Below are 15,457 nucleotides of genomic sequence, written 5' to 3' on the forward strand. Positions count from 1 at the left end.
GTACGGCGCAGGGGGCTGCTGGGGCGCACCGCCGTCCGCGTCCGGCGGTGCGCCCCAGCAGCCCCCTGCGCCGTACCCGCAGCAGCCTTACGGCCAGCCCGCCCCGCCGCCCTACCCGCAGCAGCCCTACGGCGCCTATCCGAACGCGCCCCAACAACCGAAGCGCAAGGCGTGGCCCTGGGTGCTCGGCGGCTGTTTGCTCGCGTTCGTGCTCGGCCTGGGCGGCTGCGTGGGCTGCGTGTCGTGCGCCATGTTCCTCGACCCCGGCTACAACGGCTCGTTCGACCTGCGCTATCACGACGGATACGACGGCTACGACGGCTACCATGAGCGATACAACGGAGGCTCCGACTCGTACGGATCCGGCATCCTGGGCGGATTCACCCGCCAGGACATCGAAGACGCCTTCGGCGGCGGTGCCGGGACGGTCGAGGACGGGCGCTGCGCGGCGGGCGTCTACGAGGTGGGCGCCGACATCGAGCCGGGACGCTACTTCCTCGACGGCAGCCCGAGCGTCGAGGGAAGCCTTTACGTCTTCGAGCGAGAAGACGGGGGCACCTACCGCGTCGATGCGTCCCTCGTGTACTTCGGCAACTACTACGCCGATCTCGAGGAGGGCGACCTCGTGGTGTTCGACGGTCCGGACGAGAACGCGCGCATGTACCCGGCGAGCGAGGCGGCGTTCGAGCCGCAGGCCCCCTACGGAAGCGGCCTGTACCTCGTGGGCGAGGACATCCCCGCCGGCACCTACGCCGTCACGGTCGACGAGAGCGCCGAGGAAGCGGCCGGGCAGGAAAGCGCGGCGTTCGTGATGAAGGACCTCGCGTTCGACGACGGCTCCATCACCGACGAGAAGTACGTCGTGCGCGGCGGCACGCAGACCGTTGAGGTCGAGGACGGAGAATGGCTCGAACTGTACGCCGCCATGGCGACGCCCGCCTAAGGACCGGAGGCCCCATGCTTTCCGACAACCCCTCGCTCGCCGAGATAAAGGCCGTCTTCTCCGAGGACCGCTTCGCCACCGAGGCCGCCGGCTGCCGCATCGTGGCCGCTGAGCGCGGACGCGCGGTCGCCGAGATGGAGCTTGCCGACATCCACCGCAACGCCATGGGCAACGTCATGGGCGGCGCCATCTTCACGCTCGCCGACTTCGCGCTGGCCGTCTGCTGCAACGTCGGCGAAGCGCCCGCCGTTTCGGTGGACTCCTCCGTGAGCTTTTTCCGCGCGACGAAGGGCGCAAAGCTCACCGCCGTCGCCACCTGCGACAAGCCGGGACGCCACCTGGGGTTCTACACCGTCGCCGTCACCGACGACCTCGGCAAGGACATCGCCCGCATGACCGCAACCTGCTACCGCTAACGCACAGGCGCGTCGGATCGGCCGCCTTCCTCGAGGCGCGCGAAGAAGGCGCGGGCGTTCTCGAAGAAGATCTTATCGGCCACCGCAGAGCCGAACTGCCGCGCGAGGAGCGCGTGCAGATCCCCCACGCGGTCGCACGGATCGAGCCAGCTGGGCACGTCGCAGCCGTCGTAGTCGCTGCCGAGCGCGAGCATGTCCTCGCCGACGGTTTCCAGCACGTGGTCGACGTGGCGCAGCACGTCGTCGGGAGCAGGGTCGGCATGCGCGTCGGACAGGAAGTCGCGGCAGAAGTTGAGGCCCGCGATGCCGCCGTGTGCGGCCAGCTCGCGCAGCTGCCAGTCGGCGAGGTTGCGCGGATGGCCGCACACGGCGCGCGCGTTGGAATGCGAAGCGGCGAAAGGGCGCGCAGCCGCGTCGCACACGTCCTTGAAGCCCGCGTCGTTGAGGTGCGACACGTCCACCGCGATGCCGCGCCGCTCGAGCCCGCGCACCATCGCGCGGCCGAACGCCGTGAGGCCGTCCGTCGTGGCGTGGCCGCTGCCGATCGCGTTGCGCCCGTTCCAGGTGAGCGTCAGCATGCGCACGCCCGCATCGGCGAGCGCGTCGAGGCGACCTTCAGCCGAGCCGTCGTCTTCGAGAAACGACGCGCCCTCGACGGTGAGCATGCCCGCCGTCTTTCCTGCGGCATGGACGGTTCCCACCTCGGCCATCGTGCGCACGGCGGACAGGCTGCCGCTGCAACGGCCCAGCTCGCGCTCCCACACGCGGCGCACGCGCTCGAACAGGCTCCACGCCGCATCGCCGCGCACCTCGTCGGGGATGAACGCCGCGAAGCACTGGCACCACGCGAAGCCGGCCGTGCGCGCGAGCGAGATGTGCGCGTCGTTGTCGGCGAGGGTCGCCATGCGATGGCGCGGCACGGCGGCGTCGTGCTCGGCGAAGCCGCCCGGCACCGTCGGATCGCCGTGAAACGCCAGGCGGTCGAGCGTGTCGCAGTGCAGGTCGAACACCCGCAGCCGCCCCTCGGCCTTCTCGCGCTGCGCCGCTTCGGGCAGCGCGCCCACCCGCAAAAGCGCCGCCTCCTCGGCCGACGCCTCCTCCAACGTCATGAACAGCCCCATGGCCGCCCTCCTCTCGCACGCCGCGCCTGATCGCGCCCGCAGCTTCGCCCGCCTCGCAAGACCGCCGTCCAACGAAGGCCTCCCACATGCCGGCGATCAAGGCGCAGCCCATCGACGCGTCCTTTCCGCCTCGCGCGGGCACCTGCCATTGTACCGCGGCGCAAAGGACGATCCCGCTCGTCTGGGCCGTGCGCGAAAATCCCCCAAATGCCGCATGCGGCGGGCATCCGACCAAGTCGCCTCCACTCCACCTGCGAAAACGCGCGTGCTTCGCAGCCGACGCTCGGAAAACGCGTCCTTCGCGCGCGATTCGCAGCCGGTACGCGAGAAACGCGTCCTTCGCGCGCGAACAAAACGCGGCTCCCGCTTTCGCGCGCCCGCCGCCCCGCCGCCCTCTCCCCCTCTTGCAATCGCCCCCTCAATATGTAACAATTAACTTAAATGTTAATTGTTAGGTGGAGAAAGGCAGGAGATGGGCATCCAGGAGACGTTGAAGGCCCTGTCCGATCCGGTGCGCCGGGAGATCCTCGAACACCTGAAGCACGGTCGCCTTCCGGCCGGACGGATCGCCGAGCTGTTCGACATCTCTGCCCCCGCCGTGTCGCGGCACCTCTCGGTGCTCAAGGACGCGGGCCTTGTGCGCGACTACCGCGAGGGGAAGTTCGTGTTCTACGAGCTGAAGGCGTCGGTTTTGGAAGAGACGCTGCTGTGGATGATGAACCTGAAGGAGGCGGGCGATGAAGAGGCTCTACGCAGCCACGTACGTCCTGATGGCATGTGACGTGATCGTGGCGTCCGCGCTCATCCACCTCATGCCCGACCAGGTGCCGGTGCACTTCAACGCGGCAAGCGAGCCGGACCGCCTGGGCAGCAAGTACGAGCTTTTGGCGGCGATCCTCCTGCCGCTCTGCGGCGTGTTCGTCGTGATGGGCTCCAAGAACGCGCCGATCGGCAAGGAGCGCCGCTGGGCGTGGGGCGCCGTTGCCTTCGAAGTGTTCGCGCTGGGCTGGATCCTGTTCTTCCTCACGAAGGCGCTCTTCTACGACGGCGCGCCCTTGCCCGAGCCCGACCTGGACGCGAGCCGTTGGGCCGCCGTCATAGGCGGCGCGCTCTGCGTCGTGGCGGGAAACCTCATGCCGAAGGCGAACCGCAGCCCCCTCTTCGGTCTGCGCACGCCGTGGAGCGAGGCCAGCCCGGAGACGTGGCGGCGCAGCCAGCGCCTCGGCGGGTACGCGGGCGTCGCGACGGGCTTCGCGATGGTGGCGCTCGGGCTCGCGCTGCCCGCGAGCCTCGTGACCCCGGCGGTGCTGCTCGCGCTGCTGGCAGGGTTCGTCGCCGGGATCGTCGGCTCCTACGTCGTCTACCGCCAGGAGCTGGCGAAGCGCTAGCCCGCTTGATCGGCGCCCTTCCCTGCCGCATCCGTCCGGGCCTTCGGCCCCTTGATCGTCACCAGCGCGATCATGGCCAGCATGAGCGCGAAGCCGGCCCAATCGGCTCCGGAGAACGCCATGCCCAGCCACACCGCCGACAGCGACGTGGCCGCAAGCGGCTCCACGGCGCCCAGAAGGCCGCCGGCCACCGAGCCGACGCGCGCCACGCCGCTCAGGTAGAGCGCATAGGCGACGAACGTGCCGACCACGCCCACCCCAATCGCGAGCACCGCCCATCCGCTCGCATCGAGCGGCGGGGCGACGATGCGCAATGCCTCCGCGCCGTCGCCCGCGGCGAGGGAGATGATGGCGCGCACCAACCACACGATCGTCGCGTACACCGCGCCCACCGCCATGCCCAGCCCCGTCGTCGCAAGCCCGCCGAAGCGCTCGAACAGGCCCGATTCCTTCGGATAGACCACGTACAACGCCACCGCTAAACCGTTCGCCACGCCCCACAGCACGCCCTCGACCGGCAGGCGCAACGCGCCGAAATCGCCTTGCGTGGCGATGAGGTACGTCGCGGCCAGCGCGGCCGCCAAGCCGAGCGCCTCGCCTGTGCGCGGAGCCGTGCGCGCCCTCAGGCACACGAACAGCATGATGAACACGCTGCCCGTCATCTGCAGCACCGTCGCCGTGCCGGCGTTGGTGTAGGCGATGGAGATCGCGAACGTGATCTGGCTCCCTAAAAGCCCGAAGCCGAACACCGCGAACCGCCCCACCGTCCTCCTGTCGGCGAACACGCGCGCAAGGACGTCGCGTCGGCGCACGGCGAGAAACGCGAGGAACAGCGCGCCGGCGCACAGCATGCGCATCGCCGTCACGAACGTCGGATCGGCACCTTGCGCCAGCACGTACTGCGACGACGCGCCCGAGAACCCCCACAGGGCGGCGCCGGCGAGCGTGAGGGCCGCGCCGCGCAGGGAAGCCGCGCCCGCCATCTACCCGATCACCTCCCTCAAGAACTCGGCCACCGGGCCGAGCAGGTTGTCCCCCTCGTCCAGCTTGAAGTGGCGCACCGGCAGCGAGAGCTTGCGCGATGAATCCAGATAGCGCCCGCCCGAGCGGCGCAGCGCCGTCATCTTCGCGCGGGGCACGTCGATGGGCTCCACCACGAGCTTGCCGCCCGTCACCGACACCGTCTTGATGCGGTGCTCGTTGGCGTAGGCCTTGATGCGCGCCTTCTCCAGCAGGTTCTTCGCCGCCTGCGGCATGTCGGGGCGCTTGGCGGCCAAGTCGGCGCGCACGTCCTCGACGGCCTGCTCGGTGGCGGCCGAGGCGATCTTGCGGTACCACAGCACGCGCTCGTCGGCGTCGGGCACGTACTCTTCGGGCAGGTAGGTGTGCCCCGGCACGTTCACCGTGATGTCGCTGAGCGCGGGCGGCAGCGCGTCGGCCGCCTTGGGGTCGCCCTCGCGCGCGGCGTTCACCGCTTGCGCGAGCATCTGCGCGAAGAGGTCGAAGCCCACCGCGGACATGTTGCCGGACTGCTCGGCCCCCAAGATGCTGCCCGCTCCGCGTATCTCCAGATCCCGCATGGCGATGCGCATGCCGCTGCCGAGGTCGGTGTGCTCGCCGAGGGCCGCGAGGCGCGCCGCCGCCTCCTCGGTGAGCTCTTTGTGCTCGGGGAACATGAAGTACGCGTACGCTTGCGCCGACGAGCGCCCCACGCGGCCTTTGAGCTGGTACATCTGGGCGAGGCCCAGCCGCTGCGCGTCTTCGATGACGAGCGTGTTCGTGCGCGGGTTGTCGATGCCGCTCTCGATGATGGTGGTGGCCACGAGCACGTCGAGCTCGCCGGCGACGAAGTCCTCCATCACGCGCTCGAGCTGCTCCTTCGACATCTGGCCGTGCGCCACGCCCACGCGCGCCTCGCCGGCGGCCGCCGTCACGCGGCGCACGGCCTCCTCGATGGAGCGCACGCGGTTCGACACGTAGTACACCTGGCCGCCGCGCGCGAGCTCGCGCCGGATGGCCGCGCTCACGAGGTCCGGGTCCCACTCGCCCACGTGCACCTCCACGGGGCGGCGCTCGTCGGGCGGCGTGAGGATGAGGCTCATGTCGCGCACGCCCGACAGCGACATCTGCATGGTGCGCGGGATGGGCGTGGCCGACAGCGTGAGCACGTCGATGGACTCGCGCAGGTTCTTGAACTGCTCCTTGTGCCCCACGCCGAAGCGCTGCTCCTCGTCGATGATCACAAGCCCCAGATCATGCGGGTTCACGTCGCGCGACAGCAGCCGGTGCGTGCCCACGAGGATGTCCACGTCGCCCTCTTGGAACCCGCGCAGCGCCTCGGCCTGCTGCGCGGGCGTGCGGAAGCGCGAAAGCACCTCCACCCTCACGCCAAACGGGTCGCAGCGCTCCTTGAAGCTCGCGTAGTGCTGCTGCGCGAGGATGGTCGTGGGGCACAGCACCATGACCTGCTTCCCGTCCTGCGTCGCCTTGAACGCGGCGCGGATGGCCACCTCGGTCTTGCCGAAGCCCACGTCGCCGCACACGAGGCGGTCCATGGGCTTCGCGGACTGCATGTCGGCCTTCACGTCGGCGATGGCCGCCAGCTGGTCGGGCGTCTCCTGGTAGGGGAACGCCTCCTCCATCTCGCGCTGGGCCGCAGTGTCGGGGCCGAAGCGGTGGCCCTGCGTCGAGGCGCGCCGCGCGTACACGTCCACGAGGTCGAACGCGAGCTTCTTCGTGGCCTTGCGCGCCTTCGCGAGCGCGCGCGACCAGTCGGCCGTGTTGAGGCGCGTGAGGCGCGGGCTCGCGCCCTCCGGCCCCACGTAGCGCGTCACGCGGTCGAGCTGCTCCACCGGCACGTACAGCTTGTCGCCCTCGGCGTACTCCAAAAGCAAATAGTCGCGCGAGGTGCCGTCGATGTCGCGGCGCACGAGCTCTTTGAAGTGGGCCACGCCGTGCGCGGCGTGCACCACGTAGTCGCCCGGCTGGTAAGGGAAGGTGATCTCGGTGATGTCGACGCGCCGGCTCGGGCGCATCGCCGCCGAGGACGCCCCCTGCGTGTCCGACACGCTCACGAGGGCGAGCTTCGCCCTGGGGATGATCATCCCGAGCGGGATGTCCACGTCCACGACGTTCACCACGCCGCGCCGCAAGCGGCGCTTGGCCGCCCCGGGGGTCTCGACGGCCTCCGGTGCGCCGTCGTCCAGCACGCCCAAGGTCTCTTGGATGGGAAGCCCGTGGTCCACGAACGCGAGCTTCATATCTTGGCGCGAACGGAAGTTCGGCGCACTGAACACCACGGTGAAGTCGCCGTCGACCAGGCTGCGGAGCCGTCCGAACAGCTTGTCGGGATGCCCCGCGACCTCCACGCGCTTCACCGGCAGCTCGTCGTCCACCTGCCCGCCCACGCGCATGATGGACACGTAGGTGGAGCGCTGGCACGCGCCGAAGCTCACGTCCGCGGGCTCCGCGTACAGGCCCGCCGCGGCGATGCCCGACCCCTTCGCGCGGCCGAGCACGTCGTCATGGGCGTGCGCCATGTCGTCGAAAAGCGACCTCGGCTCGATGAGCGCGGCAAGCGCGTCGGGGGGCGCGTAGTCGCCGAGCGTGGCGGTGGCGTTGTACAGGTAGGGCAAAAGCGCGTCGGCGCCGTCGAAGCGCAGACCCCCCTCCATCTTCTCGAGCATCTCGCGCAGCGCGGGGTTCGTCGCGGCGGGACGCTCGAGCTTCTTGCGCGCCCGCGCCAGACCCGACTTCGAGCAGGAGAACTCCACGACCGGATAGATGCTCGCGCCGGGAAGCGAGGCGATGGTCTGCCCGGTCGTGGGCACGATGCGGCGGATCTCCTCCAGCTCGTCGCCGAAGAAGTCCAGGCGCACCGGATAGGCGAGGTTGCCGGGGAACACGTCCACGGTGCCGCCGCACACGGCGAACGTGCCGGGGCCGTCGAGCTCCCCGGCGTTGACGTAGCCGCGCTCCTCGAGCGCGCGGACGAGGTCGCCGAACTCGGACACGCCCGCCGTCTGCGCACCCGGCATGTCCGCAAGCTCGCGCCCGGCCTCGAGCGCGACGGGCAGAAACGCGCCCGCGCCCGCGGGCGGCAGCGCGCGCAGAAGCGACCGAGCGCTCGCCACCACGACGGCCTGCCGGCCCGACGCGAGCGCATGCGCCGCCTCCATGCGGCGCGCCACCTGGGACGGATCGTTCGGCTTGGGGGAGAAGGGGAAGTCCGAGCGTTCGGGGAAGCGCAGGACGCGCTCCTCTCCCAGGTAGGCCGCGAGGCTGCGCGCGAACGCCGCGGCCGCGTCCTCGCCCGCCACCACCGCAAGCGTCGGCTGGGGCCTGTGCGCGAACCGCGCGGCGACGAGGAACGGCCGCGCCGAACCCGCCACGCCGAGCGCCGCGTCCTCCCCCGCGTCGAGCCTTCCCCAGAACGCGTCGAGGCAGCCCGACCTCTCGAGCGAAAACGTGAGCGAGTCGATGAGCACGAAGGCCCCCTTCCGAAAACCGCGCGCCGAAAGCGCGGCTGCCCGAAACAGCGTCCGAGCAGCACGAAAAGCCGCGAAAGCGGCTCGTTGCGATGACAGGGCACAAAGTGTACTACACTTTGCGCGTCGGGGCACGCCGCCGCGCGAATCGGGATTTTCGGATTTTTTCGCAGAGCTGTCAGCTTTCCCTCCCCCGGATCGTATTGTCGGCAAAGCGACGCCGCGAAAGAAGAGGGGCCCCATCGTGGACCATCGACCAACGGAAAAGGAAACGGATATGGAGCGCGTCCAGAACCCCGTGCGAAGGCGGGATCTCCGCCATTCGCACGAGGAGGAGGCCGAAAGGGCGGTGAATGCCTACTCGGATCTTATACTGCGACTTTCCTACACCTACTTGAAATCGACGCACGAGGCGCAGGACATCTGCCAGGAAGTCCTGCTGAAGCTTCTGTGCGGCGCGGGGCCGTTCGAAAGCGCGGAGCACGAGAAGGCGTGGGTCGTCCGAACGACGGCGAACGCCTGCAAGGACGTCCTGCGCTCGGCTCGACGCCGAAGGACCGCGCCGCTCGATGCGGCAGCGGACGCGCTTGAAGCGCCGAGCGGCCCCGAAGCGCCCGAAAGCGAGGTGCTCGAACGGGTGATGGCGCTGCCGCAGAAGTACCGGGAGGCCCTTTACCTGCACTATTTCGAAGGCTACCCCATCAAGGACGTCGCGCGCTTGACCGGTCGTAGCGAAGCGGCCGTGGCGGCGCACCTGAGCCGCGGCCGCGCCAAGCTGCGCGCCCAGATGAAAGGAGCGTACTGTGGACAAGGGATATAGCGAGGCTCTGAGCGGCCTGAGGTTCTCCGAGCGCGACAAAGAGCGCATGAGCGCGCGGCTGGCAGCCTCCCTGCGCGCCGCCGACGCGGCCGAAAACGCCAAAGCGCCCGCCGCCGTTCGGAGCCGACACGCTCCCACCCGTCGCTTTCGCGTCGCCGCGGCCGCAGTCGCAGCGGCGGCGGTCATCGCCTGCATAGGAGGAGGGGCGTACGCGTCGGGGGCGCTCGTCGGCGTGGGCGAGGCCGTCGACGACGTGTTCCACGGAGCCACGGCCCCCACGGAGATCGTGGATAGGATCGGACGGCCCGTCGGCGCGTCGGCAAGCGCGGACGGCATCACCATCACCGCCGACGCCGTCATCGGCGACGCGACGAACTACGCCGTCGTCTACACTGTCTCCAAAGACGACGGAACCTCGTTCGACGCAACGCCCGACGAGAACGGCCGTCTGCCGCTCCTGTTCTCGGGCGGCGAAGGAACCTCGGTGTTCGGAACGTCAGGGGCCACGGGAACCTCCTACTTTTACGACGCCGATCCCTCCGACAACGCCATCCAGTACGTCGAACAGAGGTCGGTGACCCTCTTCGGAGGCGACAGCGTGATCGGACGCAACGCGAGCGCGACGTTCTCCGAGCTTCGCTTCGTCAGCGACATCGCAGGTCATGAAGGCGAAGTCCTCGCGCACGGACCTTGGAGCCTGCGCTTCGCCATCGCCTACGAGGACACTTCGGTCGAACTGCCCGCCGGCCAGAGCTTCGACCTCAACGGCAAGGATGCCGTCCTCGACGCCGTGAGCCTCTCCCCCGTCGCGCTCGTCATCGACTACACGGTGGACGGCGAGGTCGAGATGGAGGAGCAGGGCGACGGCCGCCTGTCCGACCGAAACGCCCGCGAGCTCGACGGCTTCCGCCCGCAAGCCTCCATCACGCTCGACGACGGCACCGTCATCGATGCCTCGAACAGCGGCACGCATCTCGAGACGAAGGACGGCAAGACGGTCGCGCGCGCCTCGGTCATCCTCGATCGGATCCTCGACCTCGACGAGGTTGCCTTCGTCACCGTCGAAGACGTCCGGATCCCCTTGGGATAGCCGCGCGCCCGAACCGAAAGCCGACGAAGCGAGGCGAAGGCGCCTCAGACGCAGATCGCGCAGGGCCGGCGCGGCGCGGGCTGCCTCTCCGGCCCCGCCCGCTTTCGCGGACCGGGGCCTTTTGGTTTATACTGGCCCCATCGACGCTGCGAGGGAAAGGAGGCGGCCATGCCGCGGGAGACTATGAAGGCGAAGCGCGAGCGCGCGCTGGCGGTGGCCGCGCGCATGAACGAGCACTACCCCGCCGCCGAATGCGCGCTGCACTACGGGGGCGATCCGTTTCGCCTCGTCATCGCCGTGCTGCTTTCCGCACAAACCACCGACGCGGGCGTGAACAAGGTGACGCCCGCCCTCTGGGAGCGCTACCCCACCCCCGCCGACCTCGCGCAGGCCGACGTGCGCGACGTGGAAGGCATCATCCGCACCATCGGCTTCTTCCGCACGAAGGCCGCCAACTGCGTCAGGTGCGCGCAGATGGTGGTGGCCGACTACGCAGGCGAGGTTCCGCGCGACATCGACGAGTTGCAGAAGCTGCCGGGCGTGGGGCGCAAGACGGCGAACGTCGTGCTCAACGAGGCGTTCGGCATCGTGGAGGGCATCGCGGTGGACACGCACGTCTTCCGCATCGCTCACCGGCTCAAGTTCGCCGGACCCTCGGCCGACACCCCGGCCAAAACCGAGGACGCGCTGCTCAAGCTGTACCCGCGCGAGTGCTGGGGTCCCGTCAACCACCAATGGGTGCTGTTCGGACGGCAAACGTGCGCGGCGCGCAGCCCGAAGTGCGGCGAGTGCTTCCTCGCCGACCTCTGCCCGAGCCGCGGGGCCTGAGCGCAAGGGGCCGCATCCGTCGGTGCCGCCGCAGAGAGTTCGCCCCGCTCACCGCAAGCCTTAAAAGCGTGGTACCATGTTCCCCTCATGCACGACTGGCCATGCGAGGAAAGGGAACGGGAGGGATCGGATGAGGCGCCGCATGCTGGGAGCGACCGGACTCGAAGTCAGCGAGATCGGCTTCGGGGCCGAATGGATGGACAAGAAAACGCCCGAGGAGGTGCGCTCCGTCGTAGCACGTTGCGAGGAGGCGGGCGTGAACCTCCTCGACTGCTGGATGCCCGGGCCCGAGGTGCGCAGCAACCTGGGCGCCGCGCTCGCGAGCACTCGCGAGCGCTGGATCATCCAAGGGCACATCGGCTCCACATGGCAAAACGGCCAGTACGTGCGCACGCGCGATCTGGACCAGGCACGCCCCGCCTTCGAGGACCTTCTCGCCCGCCTTGGCACCGACCACGTGGAGCTGGGCATGATCCACTACGTGGACGACGTCGACGAATTTGACGCCATCATGGCCGGCGAGTTCGGCGCCTACGTGCGCGCACTGCGCGACACGGGCACGATCGGGCATGTCGGGCTGTCCACGCACTCCCCCGAAGTGGCCAAGCGCGCGGCGCTGTGCGGCGAGATCGAAGCCATCATGTTCAGCGTGAACCCCGCTTTCGACCTCCTGCCGGCAACGACCAGCCTAAAGACCGCGTTCGAGTTCGCCTACGACGACGAGCTCAAGGGCATGGATCCCGCTCGCGCCGAGCTGTACGCGCTCTGCGAACGGGAGGGCGTGGGGCTCACGGTCATGAAAGGCTACGCCGGAGGACGTCTGCTCAGCGCCGACGCCTCGCCTTTCGGCGTGAGGCTCACACCCGTGCAGTGCGTCCACTATGCTCTCACCCGCCCCGCCGTGGCCAGCATCCTCGCCGGCTTCTCCGAGCCGGCGCACGTGGACAACGCCGTCGCCTACGAGACAGCCTCCCCGGAAGAGCTCGACTACGCAAGCGTGCTGGCAGCCGCGCCCAAGCACGCCTACTTCGGCCAGTGCACGTACTGCGGCCATTGCGCACCGTGCTCGTCCGGCATCGACATCGCCGCTGTGAACAAGTTCTACGACTTGGCTGTCATGGCCGACGTAGTGCCCGCTTCCCTGCGCGCGCACTACGAGGCGCTTGGCACCACAGCCGCAGATTGCACGGCTTGCGCCATCTGCGAGCCCCGCTGCCCCTTCGGCGTGCCCGTCTCCGAGCGCATGGCTAAAGCAGCCGCCCTCTTCGCATAGCCCCTACGCGACGAGAGCTTCCTCGAGCATCTGCTTGAGCACTTCGACATGCGAGCGGCGGGAGCGCGTCTCGGTGCCCACGAGAGCCACGGAGAGAAAACCGCCGTAGCGCTCGAAGAACAGCGCCACGGCGTCGCGCTCGCGCAGGTCGCGGCGATAGGAGTCGGCGTAGGCGTCCCAATCGATGTTGCCGTGCAGATAGCGTTCGAGCATGGTTGGCGCGGGGGCGAACAGCTTGTCGTGCACGTAGCGGGCATGCGCGATGCGATCCACGAAGAAGGCCAGGTCGTCGCGTTTCGTGAATCCGGCCAGCTGGTTCGTGTTCTTGAGGCGCGCATCCAGCACGAGGTCGGCCTCCCACGCCTCAAGACGCCCGAAGAAGCGCTCGGCCGAAGTCTCATACGCGCTGATGGTGTGGATGTTCATGGACGGGGCTCCTTCTGCGGAGGCGGCGCGCCCAGGCGGCGCCGCGCGTTCTCCGTCCACGATAGCGCATCGACCTCCCTGCGGCGCAAAGCGCGGCAGGCCGTGGCGGAATCGAAGCGCTCGCGTCACCGTCGCGCCACGCGGCGCCGCCGCCCCCTCCGCGTGGCACGGCGCTCGCGGCTTCGCCTTTCGACAACCAGGGCTTCGCCGCAGCCCGACCGCAGCCTACAGCCGACGCTTCGGAGGCGCGCCTATACGGGCCAACTCGCCCGCCACGGTGTCCACGAGCAACGGCAGCGCCTCGTGCACCTTCGGCGTGAGGCCGATGGTCGCCACGGCGGGCGATGCGTTCTCCACCTGCACGCCCAGGCACAGCCCTTCGGCTTCGTAACCCAGAAGCAGGGCCGCGTCGAACAGATCGACCAATTTGAGGTCGTGCAGCGAGGCCGTGGCGCCCGCATGGCGCGCCATCGCGTCGGGAGCGAAGCGCAGCACCGTCCCCGGTTGCGCCCCGGTCCCGTCCACCGCGTCCACGGTGAGCAGGACGTCGTAGTCGCGCACGGCCTCGATCATGTCGAGGCTCAGGCAGCCCAAGTCGAACGCGTCCACGTTCGGAGGCAGCTCGTAGCGCTCAAGCATCTCCTCGTAGGCGGCCGGCCCCACGCCGTCGTCGAGCATGAGTTTGTTGCCCACGAACAGCACGGCCACCCGCAAAGGCGCGTTTTGATCGTCCGCAGCCCGCGCGCCCGCATCCGACGCCTCCGGCGTGCGCTTCTCGCCGTCCGCGTCCCGCAACCGCGGCCCCGTCTCCGAAACGCCGCGGCCCGTGCGCAGGTCGCGCGCATCTTGGGCGCCCATGCTACGCCCCCGCCGTCGGCCGCACGACCAGGTTGTAGTACGTGGCGAGCGCCACCACCACAAGCGCAACCGCTGCGCCCGCGAACGCCCAGATGCGCTCGCGACGCAGGTACTCTTCCTTCCCGCGACCCATGCCCGCAGCCCGGTGCGCAGCAAAGGGCTGCCCGATCAGGGAGAACGCCACCGAACCCACAACAAGCGTGGCAAGCACCGCCACGGCCAGGGCAATCGAGAGCGGCGTGCGCTCCGTGACCGCCGCATAGAAGATGTTGTCGGCGAACAGCCACACCGGGTAGAACAGGATGGAGGCCCAGAACCCGTGCGCCGGCCCCCAGATGGGAGGGATGAGCAGGGCTCCTATGTTGATGCGGGGAATGCCCTCGAGAAACTCCCTCTCGCGGGCGATCTGCTCGTCGGTCAGTTCAGCCACGATACGCCATCCTTTTTCGAAACGCGTGCGATTCTCTGCCATTATAGACAAGGCCCCTTTCGATGCGAGGGGGACTTTGCCGAACGGAAGGAGATGGACATGCAGATGCTCGCCATCGCAGGGTCGCTGCGCACGGGAAGCTACAACCGGCAGCTGGCCGAGGCTGCGCGGACCGTCGTCGGGCGAATCCGTCCTGACATCGGCTTCGCAATCCTCAACTGGAGCGACGTGCCTCCCATGAACCAAGACGTCGAGCACCCGGCTCCCGCCGCCGTGAGGCGCGTGCGCGGCTCCGTGCGCGCGTCCGACGGGCTGTGGGTGTTCAGCCCCGAGTACAACCACGCCATCCCCGGCCCGTTCAAGAACCTCCTCGACTGGCTCTCGCGACCAGAGGGGCCGACGCGACCCTCGGTTCTTGCCCGCAAGCCCGTCGCGCTCGCGGGAGCGAGCACCGGCATGAGCGGCGCGTCCCATGCCCAGGACCAGCTCGTCGGCGTGCTGAGCTTTCTCGACGCGCGCGTCATGAACAAGCCGCGCCTTGCCATCCCCCACGTGGCCTCTCAGGCGAAAGACGGCGTCCTGAGGCTGACGACGTCGGCCTCACGCCTCGAAGCGCAAGCCGAGGCCTTCGTCCGGTTCGTCGAAAACGCCCGAGAGCACGACGAGGGATGACGCCCCCGCACCCCGACGCGCAGCTTTCGGGCGCAAGCCGCCCGAAGCGTCCCTGAAAGGACAGGTCGCCGAATCACGTGCCTGATGCGATGGGGAAAGGGCGCCCATCGGCAACCCCTCGCATCCGATGCGGCATCGCCCATCCTTTCGCCGCTTTGAAGGTGCCAGGATGAGAGGCGCGGGACAACGCGCGAATCCAAAGCGAGGAGGACTCGACGGGTGCGGGGCGAAAGACGCACCGCCCCTCGAAAGACGCTCGCACTCGACACCACGCGACAACCGTCGAAGCCGCGGCATGGGCCCGCGGCGCCCGCCGAAGTGGCGCACGAGCAGCAAGCACGCCCGAAGCGAAGGAGACGCTTGAAAAGGCATCTGCCGAGCTTCGCCATGCGGCAGATATGCGGATTTTTGGCCACGGAACCGCGTTCTGGCACGGAATGCGCCGTTTCCCGACCGAAAAGGACGATCGCTCGCAGAAAAAGCCCAGGTCGGCAAAATCAACGGAGCAAACACGACGCCGAAACGTGCCCAATCTGTGCCAGAACGCGGTTCCGTGGCCAAAATCCGGCGATTCTGCCGCACGAAGCCTCGCGCGCGAACAGAAAGGGCATGCGGGGACGCTCTTGGATGCGGCAGGGAGTGATGCCAAACCCACGCGCAGCGCTTTTCGGCAAGCGCAAGCGCCCGAGCGTCCCGTCCCCGCCC

At 69.0% G+C, this 15,457-nt stretch carries 15 protein-coding genes; 9 read left to right on the forward strand and 6 right to left on the reverse strand.

Going from position 1 to position 15,457, the window contains the following annotated elements:
• Together C2L80_RS13925 and C2L80_RS10970 are read left to right on the forward strand one after the other, a co-directional pair.
• A partial coding sequence (locus C2L80_RS13925; RefSeq protein WP_103263206.1) for a hypothetical protein occupies window positions 1–943 on the forward strand: 943 nt, incomplete at its 5' end.
• Window positions 944–957: 14 nt separating this feature from the next.
• Window positions 958–1,359, forward strand: coding sequence for a PaaI family thioesterase (locus C2L80_RS10970; protein ID WP_103263207.1), 402 nt, complete (start codon window positions 958–960; stop codon window positions 1,357–1,359).
• On the opposite strand, the gene C2L80_RS10975 is transcribed toward C2L80_RS10970, so the two are convergent.
• Window positions 1,356–2,480, reverse strand: a complete 1,125-nt coding sequence (locus C2L80_RS10975; RefSeq protein ID WP_103263208.1) for a dipeptidase — start codon at window positions 2,478–2,480, stop codon at window positions 1,356–1,358. The two genes, C2L80_RS10970 and C2L80_RS10975, sit on opposite strands and share 4 nt — an antisense overlap.
• Window positions 2,481–2,952: 472 nt before the next feature.
• Between C2L80_RS10975 and C2L80_RS10980 the strand changes: the two genes are divergently transcribed.
• Window positions 2,953–3,261: an autorepressor SdpR family transcription factor gene (locus C2L80_RS10980; RefSeq protein WP_087197499.1), complete on the forward strand. Its 309-nt coding sequence runs from the start codon at window positions 2,953–2,955 to the stop codon at window positions 3,259–3,261.
• Window positions 3,218–3,868 carry an SdpI family protein gene (locus tag C2L80_RS10985; RefSeq protein ID WP_087197497.1) on the forward strand — a complete coding sequence of 217 codons (651 nt, stop codon included), beginning with the start codon at window positions 3,218–3,220 and terminating at the stop codon, window positions 3,866–3,868. The genes C2L80_RS10980 and C2L80_RS10985 overlap by 44 nt, the downstream gene beginning before the upstream one ends.
• Here C2L80_RS10985 and C2L80_RS10990 read toward each other — a convergent pair.
• Both C2L80_RS10990 and mfd read right to left on the reverse strand, forming a co-directional pair.
• On the reverse strand, window positions 3,865–4,851 hold the full coding sequence (locus tag C2L80_RS10990) for an EamA family transporter (protein WP_103263209.1): 987 nt from the start codon (window positions 4,849–4,851) through the stop codon (window positions 3,865–3,867). The genes C2L80_RS10985 and C2L80_RS10990 overlap by 4 nt on opposite strands.
• Window positions 4,852–8,355 carry a transcription-repair coupling factor gene (gene mfd, locus C2L80_RS10995; protein ID WP_103263210.1) on the reverse strand — a complete coding sequence of 1,168 codons (3,504 nt, stop codon included), beginning with the start codon at window positions 8,353–8,355 and terminating at the stop codon, window positions 4,852–4,854.
• Window positions 8,356–8,632: 277 nt separating this feature from the next.
• On the opposite strand from mfd, the gene C2L80_RS11000 reads away from it, so the two are divergent.
• From C2L80_RS11000 to C2L80_RS11015, 4 genes are all read left to right on the forward strand, one after another.
• On the forward strand, window positions 8,633–9,175 hold the full coding sequence (locus tag C2L80_RS11000) for an RNA polymerase sigma factor (protein ID WP_103263211.1): 543 nt from the start codon (window positions 8,633–8,635) through the stop codon (window positions 9,173–9,175).
• A complete protein-coding gene (locus tag C2L80_RS11005; RefSeq protein WP_103263212.1) occupies window positions 9,159–10,265 on the forward strand; it encodes a DUF4179 domain-containing protein in 1,107 nt (368 codons plus the stop codon). Before C2L80_RS11000 ends, C2L80_RS11005 begins: the two co-directional genes overlap by 17 nt.
• A gap of 168 nt (window positions 10,266–10,433) precedes the next feature.
• On the forward strand, window positions 10,434–11,093 hold the full coding sequence (gene nth, locus C2L80_RS11010) for an endonuclease III (RefSeq protein WP_087197489.1): 660 nt from the start codon (window positions 10,434–10,436) through the stop codon (window positions 11,091–11,093).
• 142 nt (window positions 11,094–11,235) lie between these two features.
• The gene (locus tag C2L80_RS11015; RefSeq protein WP_239938932.1) at window positions 11,236–12,366 is read left to right on the forward strand and encodes an aldo/keto reductase; all 1,131 of its coding nucleotides are present in this window, start codon (window positions 11,236–11,238) and stop codon (window positions 12,364–12,366) included.
• Between the two features lie 3 nt (window positions 12,367–12,369).
• Here C2L80_RS11015 and C2L80_RS11020 read toward each other — a convergent pair whose 3' ends face one another.
• The 3 genes from C2L80_RS11020 to C2L80_RS11030 all read right to left on the reverse strand — a co-directional run bounded on the left by C2L80_RS11020 (window position 12,370) and on the right by C2L80_RS11030 (window position 14,080).
• The gene (locus C2L80_RS11020; protein WP_087197486.1) at window positions 12,370–12,792 is read right to left on the reverse strand and encodes a DUF488 family protein, N3 subclade; all 423 of its coding nucleotides are present in this window, start codon (window positions 12,790–12,792) and stop codon (window positions 12,370–12,372) included.
• Window positions 12,793–13,017: 225 nt separating this feature from the next.
• The gene (locus C2L80_RS11025) at window positions 13,018–13,650 is read right to left on the reverse strand and encodes a hydrogenase maturation protease (RefSeq protein WP_103263213.1); all 633 of its coding nucleotides are present in this window, start codon (window positions 13,648–13,650) and stop codon (window positions 13,018–13,020) included.
• Between the two features lies 1 nt (window position 13,651).
• On the reverse strand, window positions 13,652–14,080 hold the full coding sequence (locus C2L80_RS11030) for a viscotoxin-A3 (RefSeq protein ID WP_087197543.1): 429 nt from the start codon (window positions 14,078–14,080) through the stop codon (window positions 13,652–13,654).
• Between the two features lie 99 nt (window positions 14,081–14,179).
• Here C2L80_RS11030 and C2L80_RS11035 point away from each other — a divergent pair, with 99 nt between their 5' ends.
• A complete protein-coding gene (locus C2L80_RS11035; RefSeq protein WP_092198891.1) occupies window positions 14,180–14,752 on the forward strand; it encodes an NADPH-dependent FMN reductase in 573 nt (190 codons plus the stop codon).
• The last annotated feature ends 705 nt before the right edge of the window (window positions 14,753–15,457 follow it).

This window comes from Rubneribacter badeniensis (genome assembly GCF_002899695.1).
GTDB lineage: Bacteria > Actinomycetota > Coriobacteriia > Coriobacteriales > Eggerthellaceae > Rubneribacter > Rubneribacter badeniensis.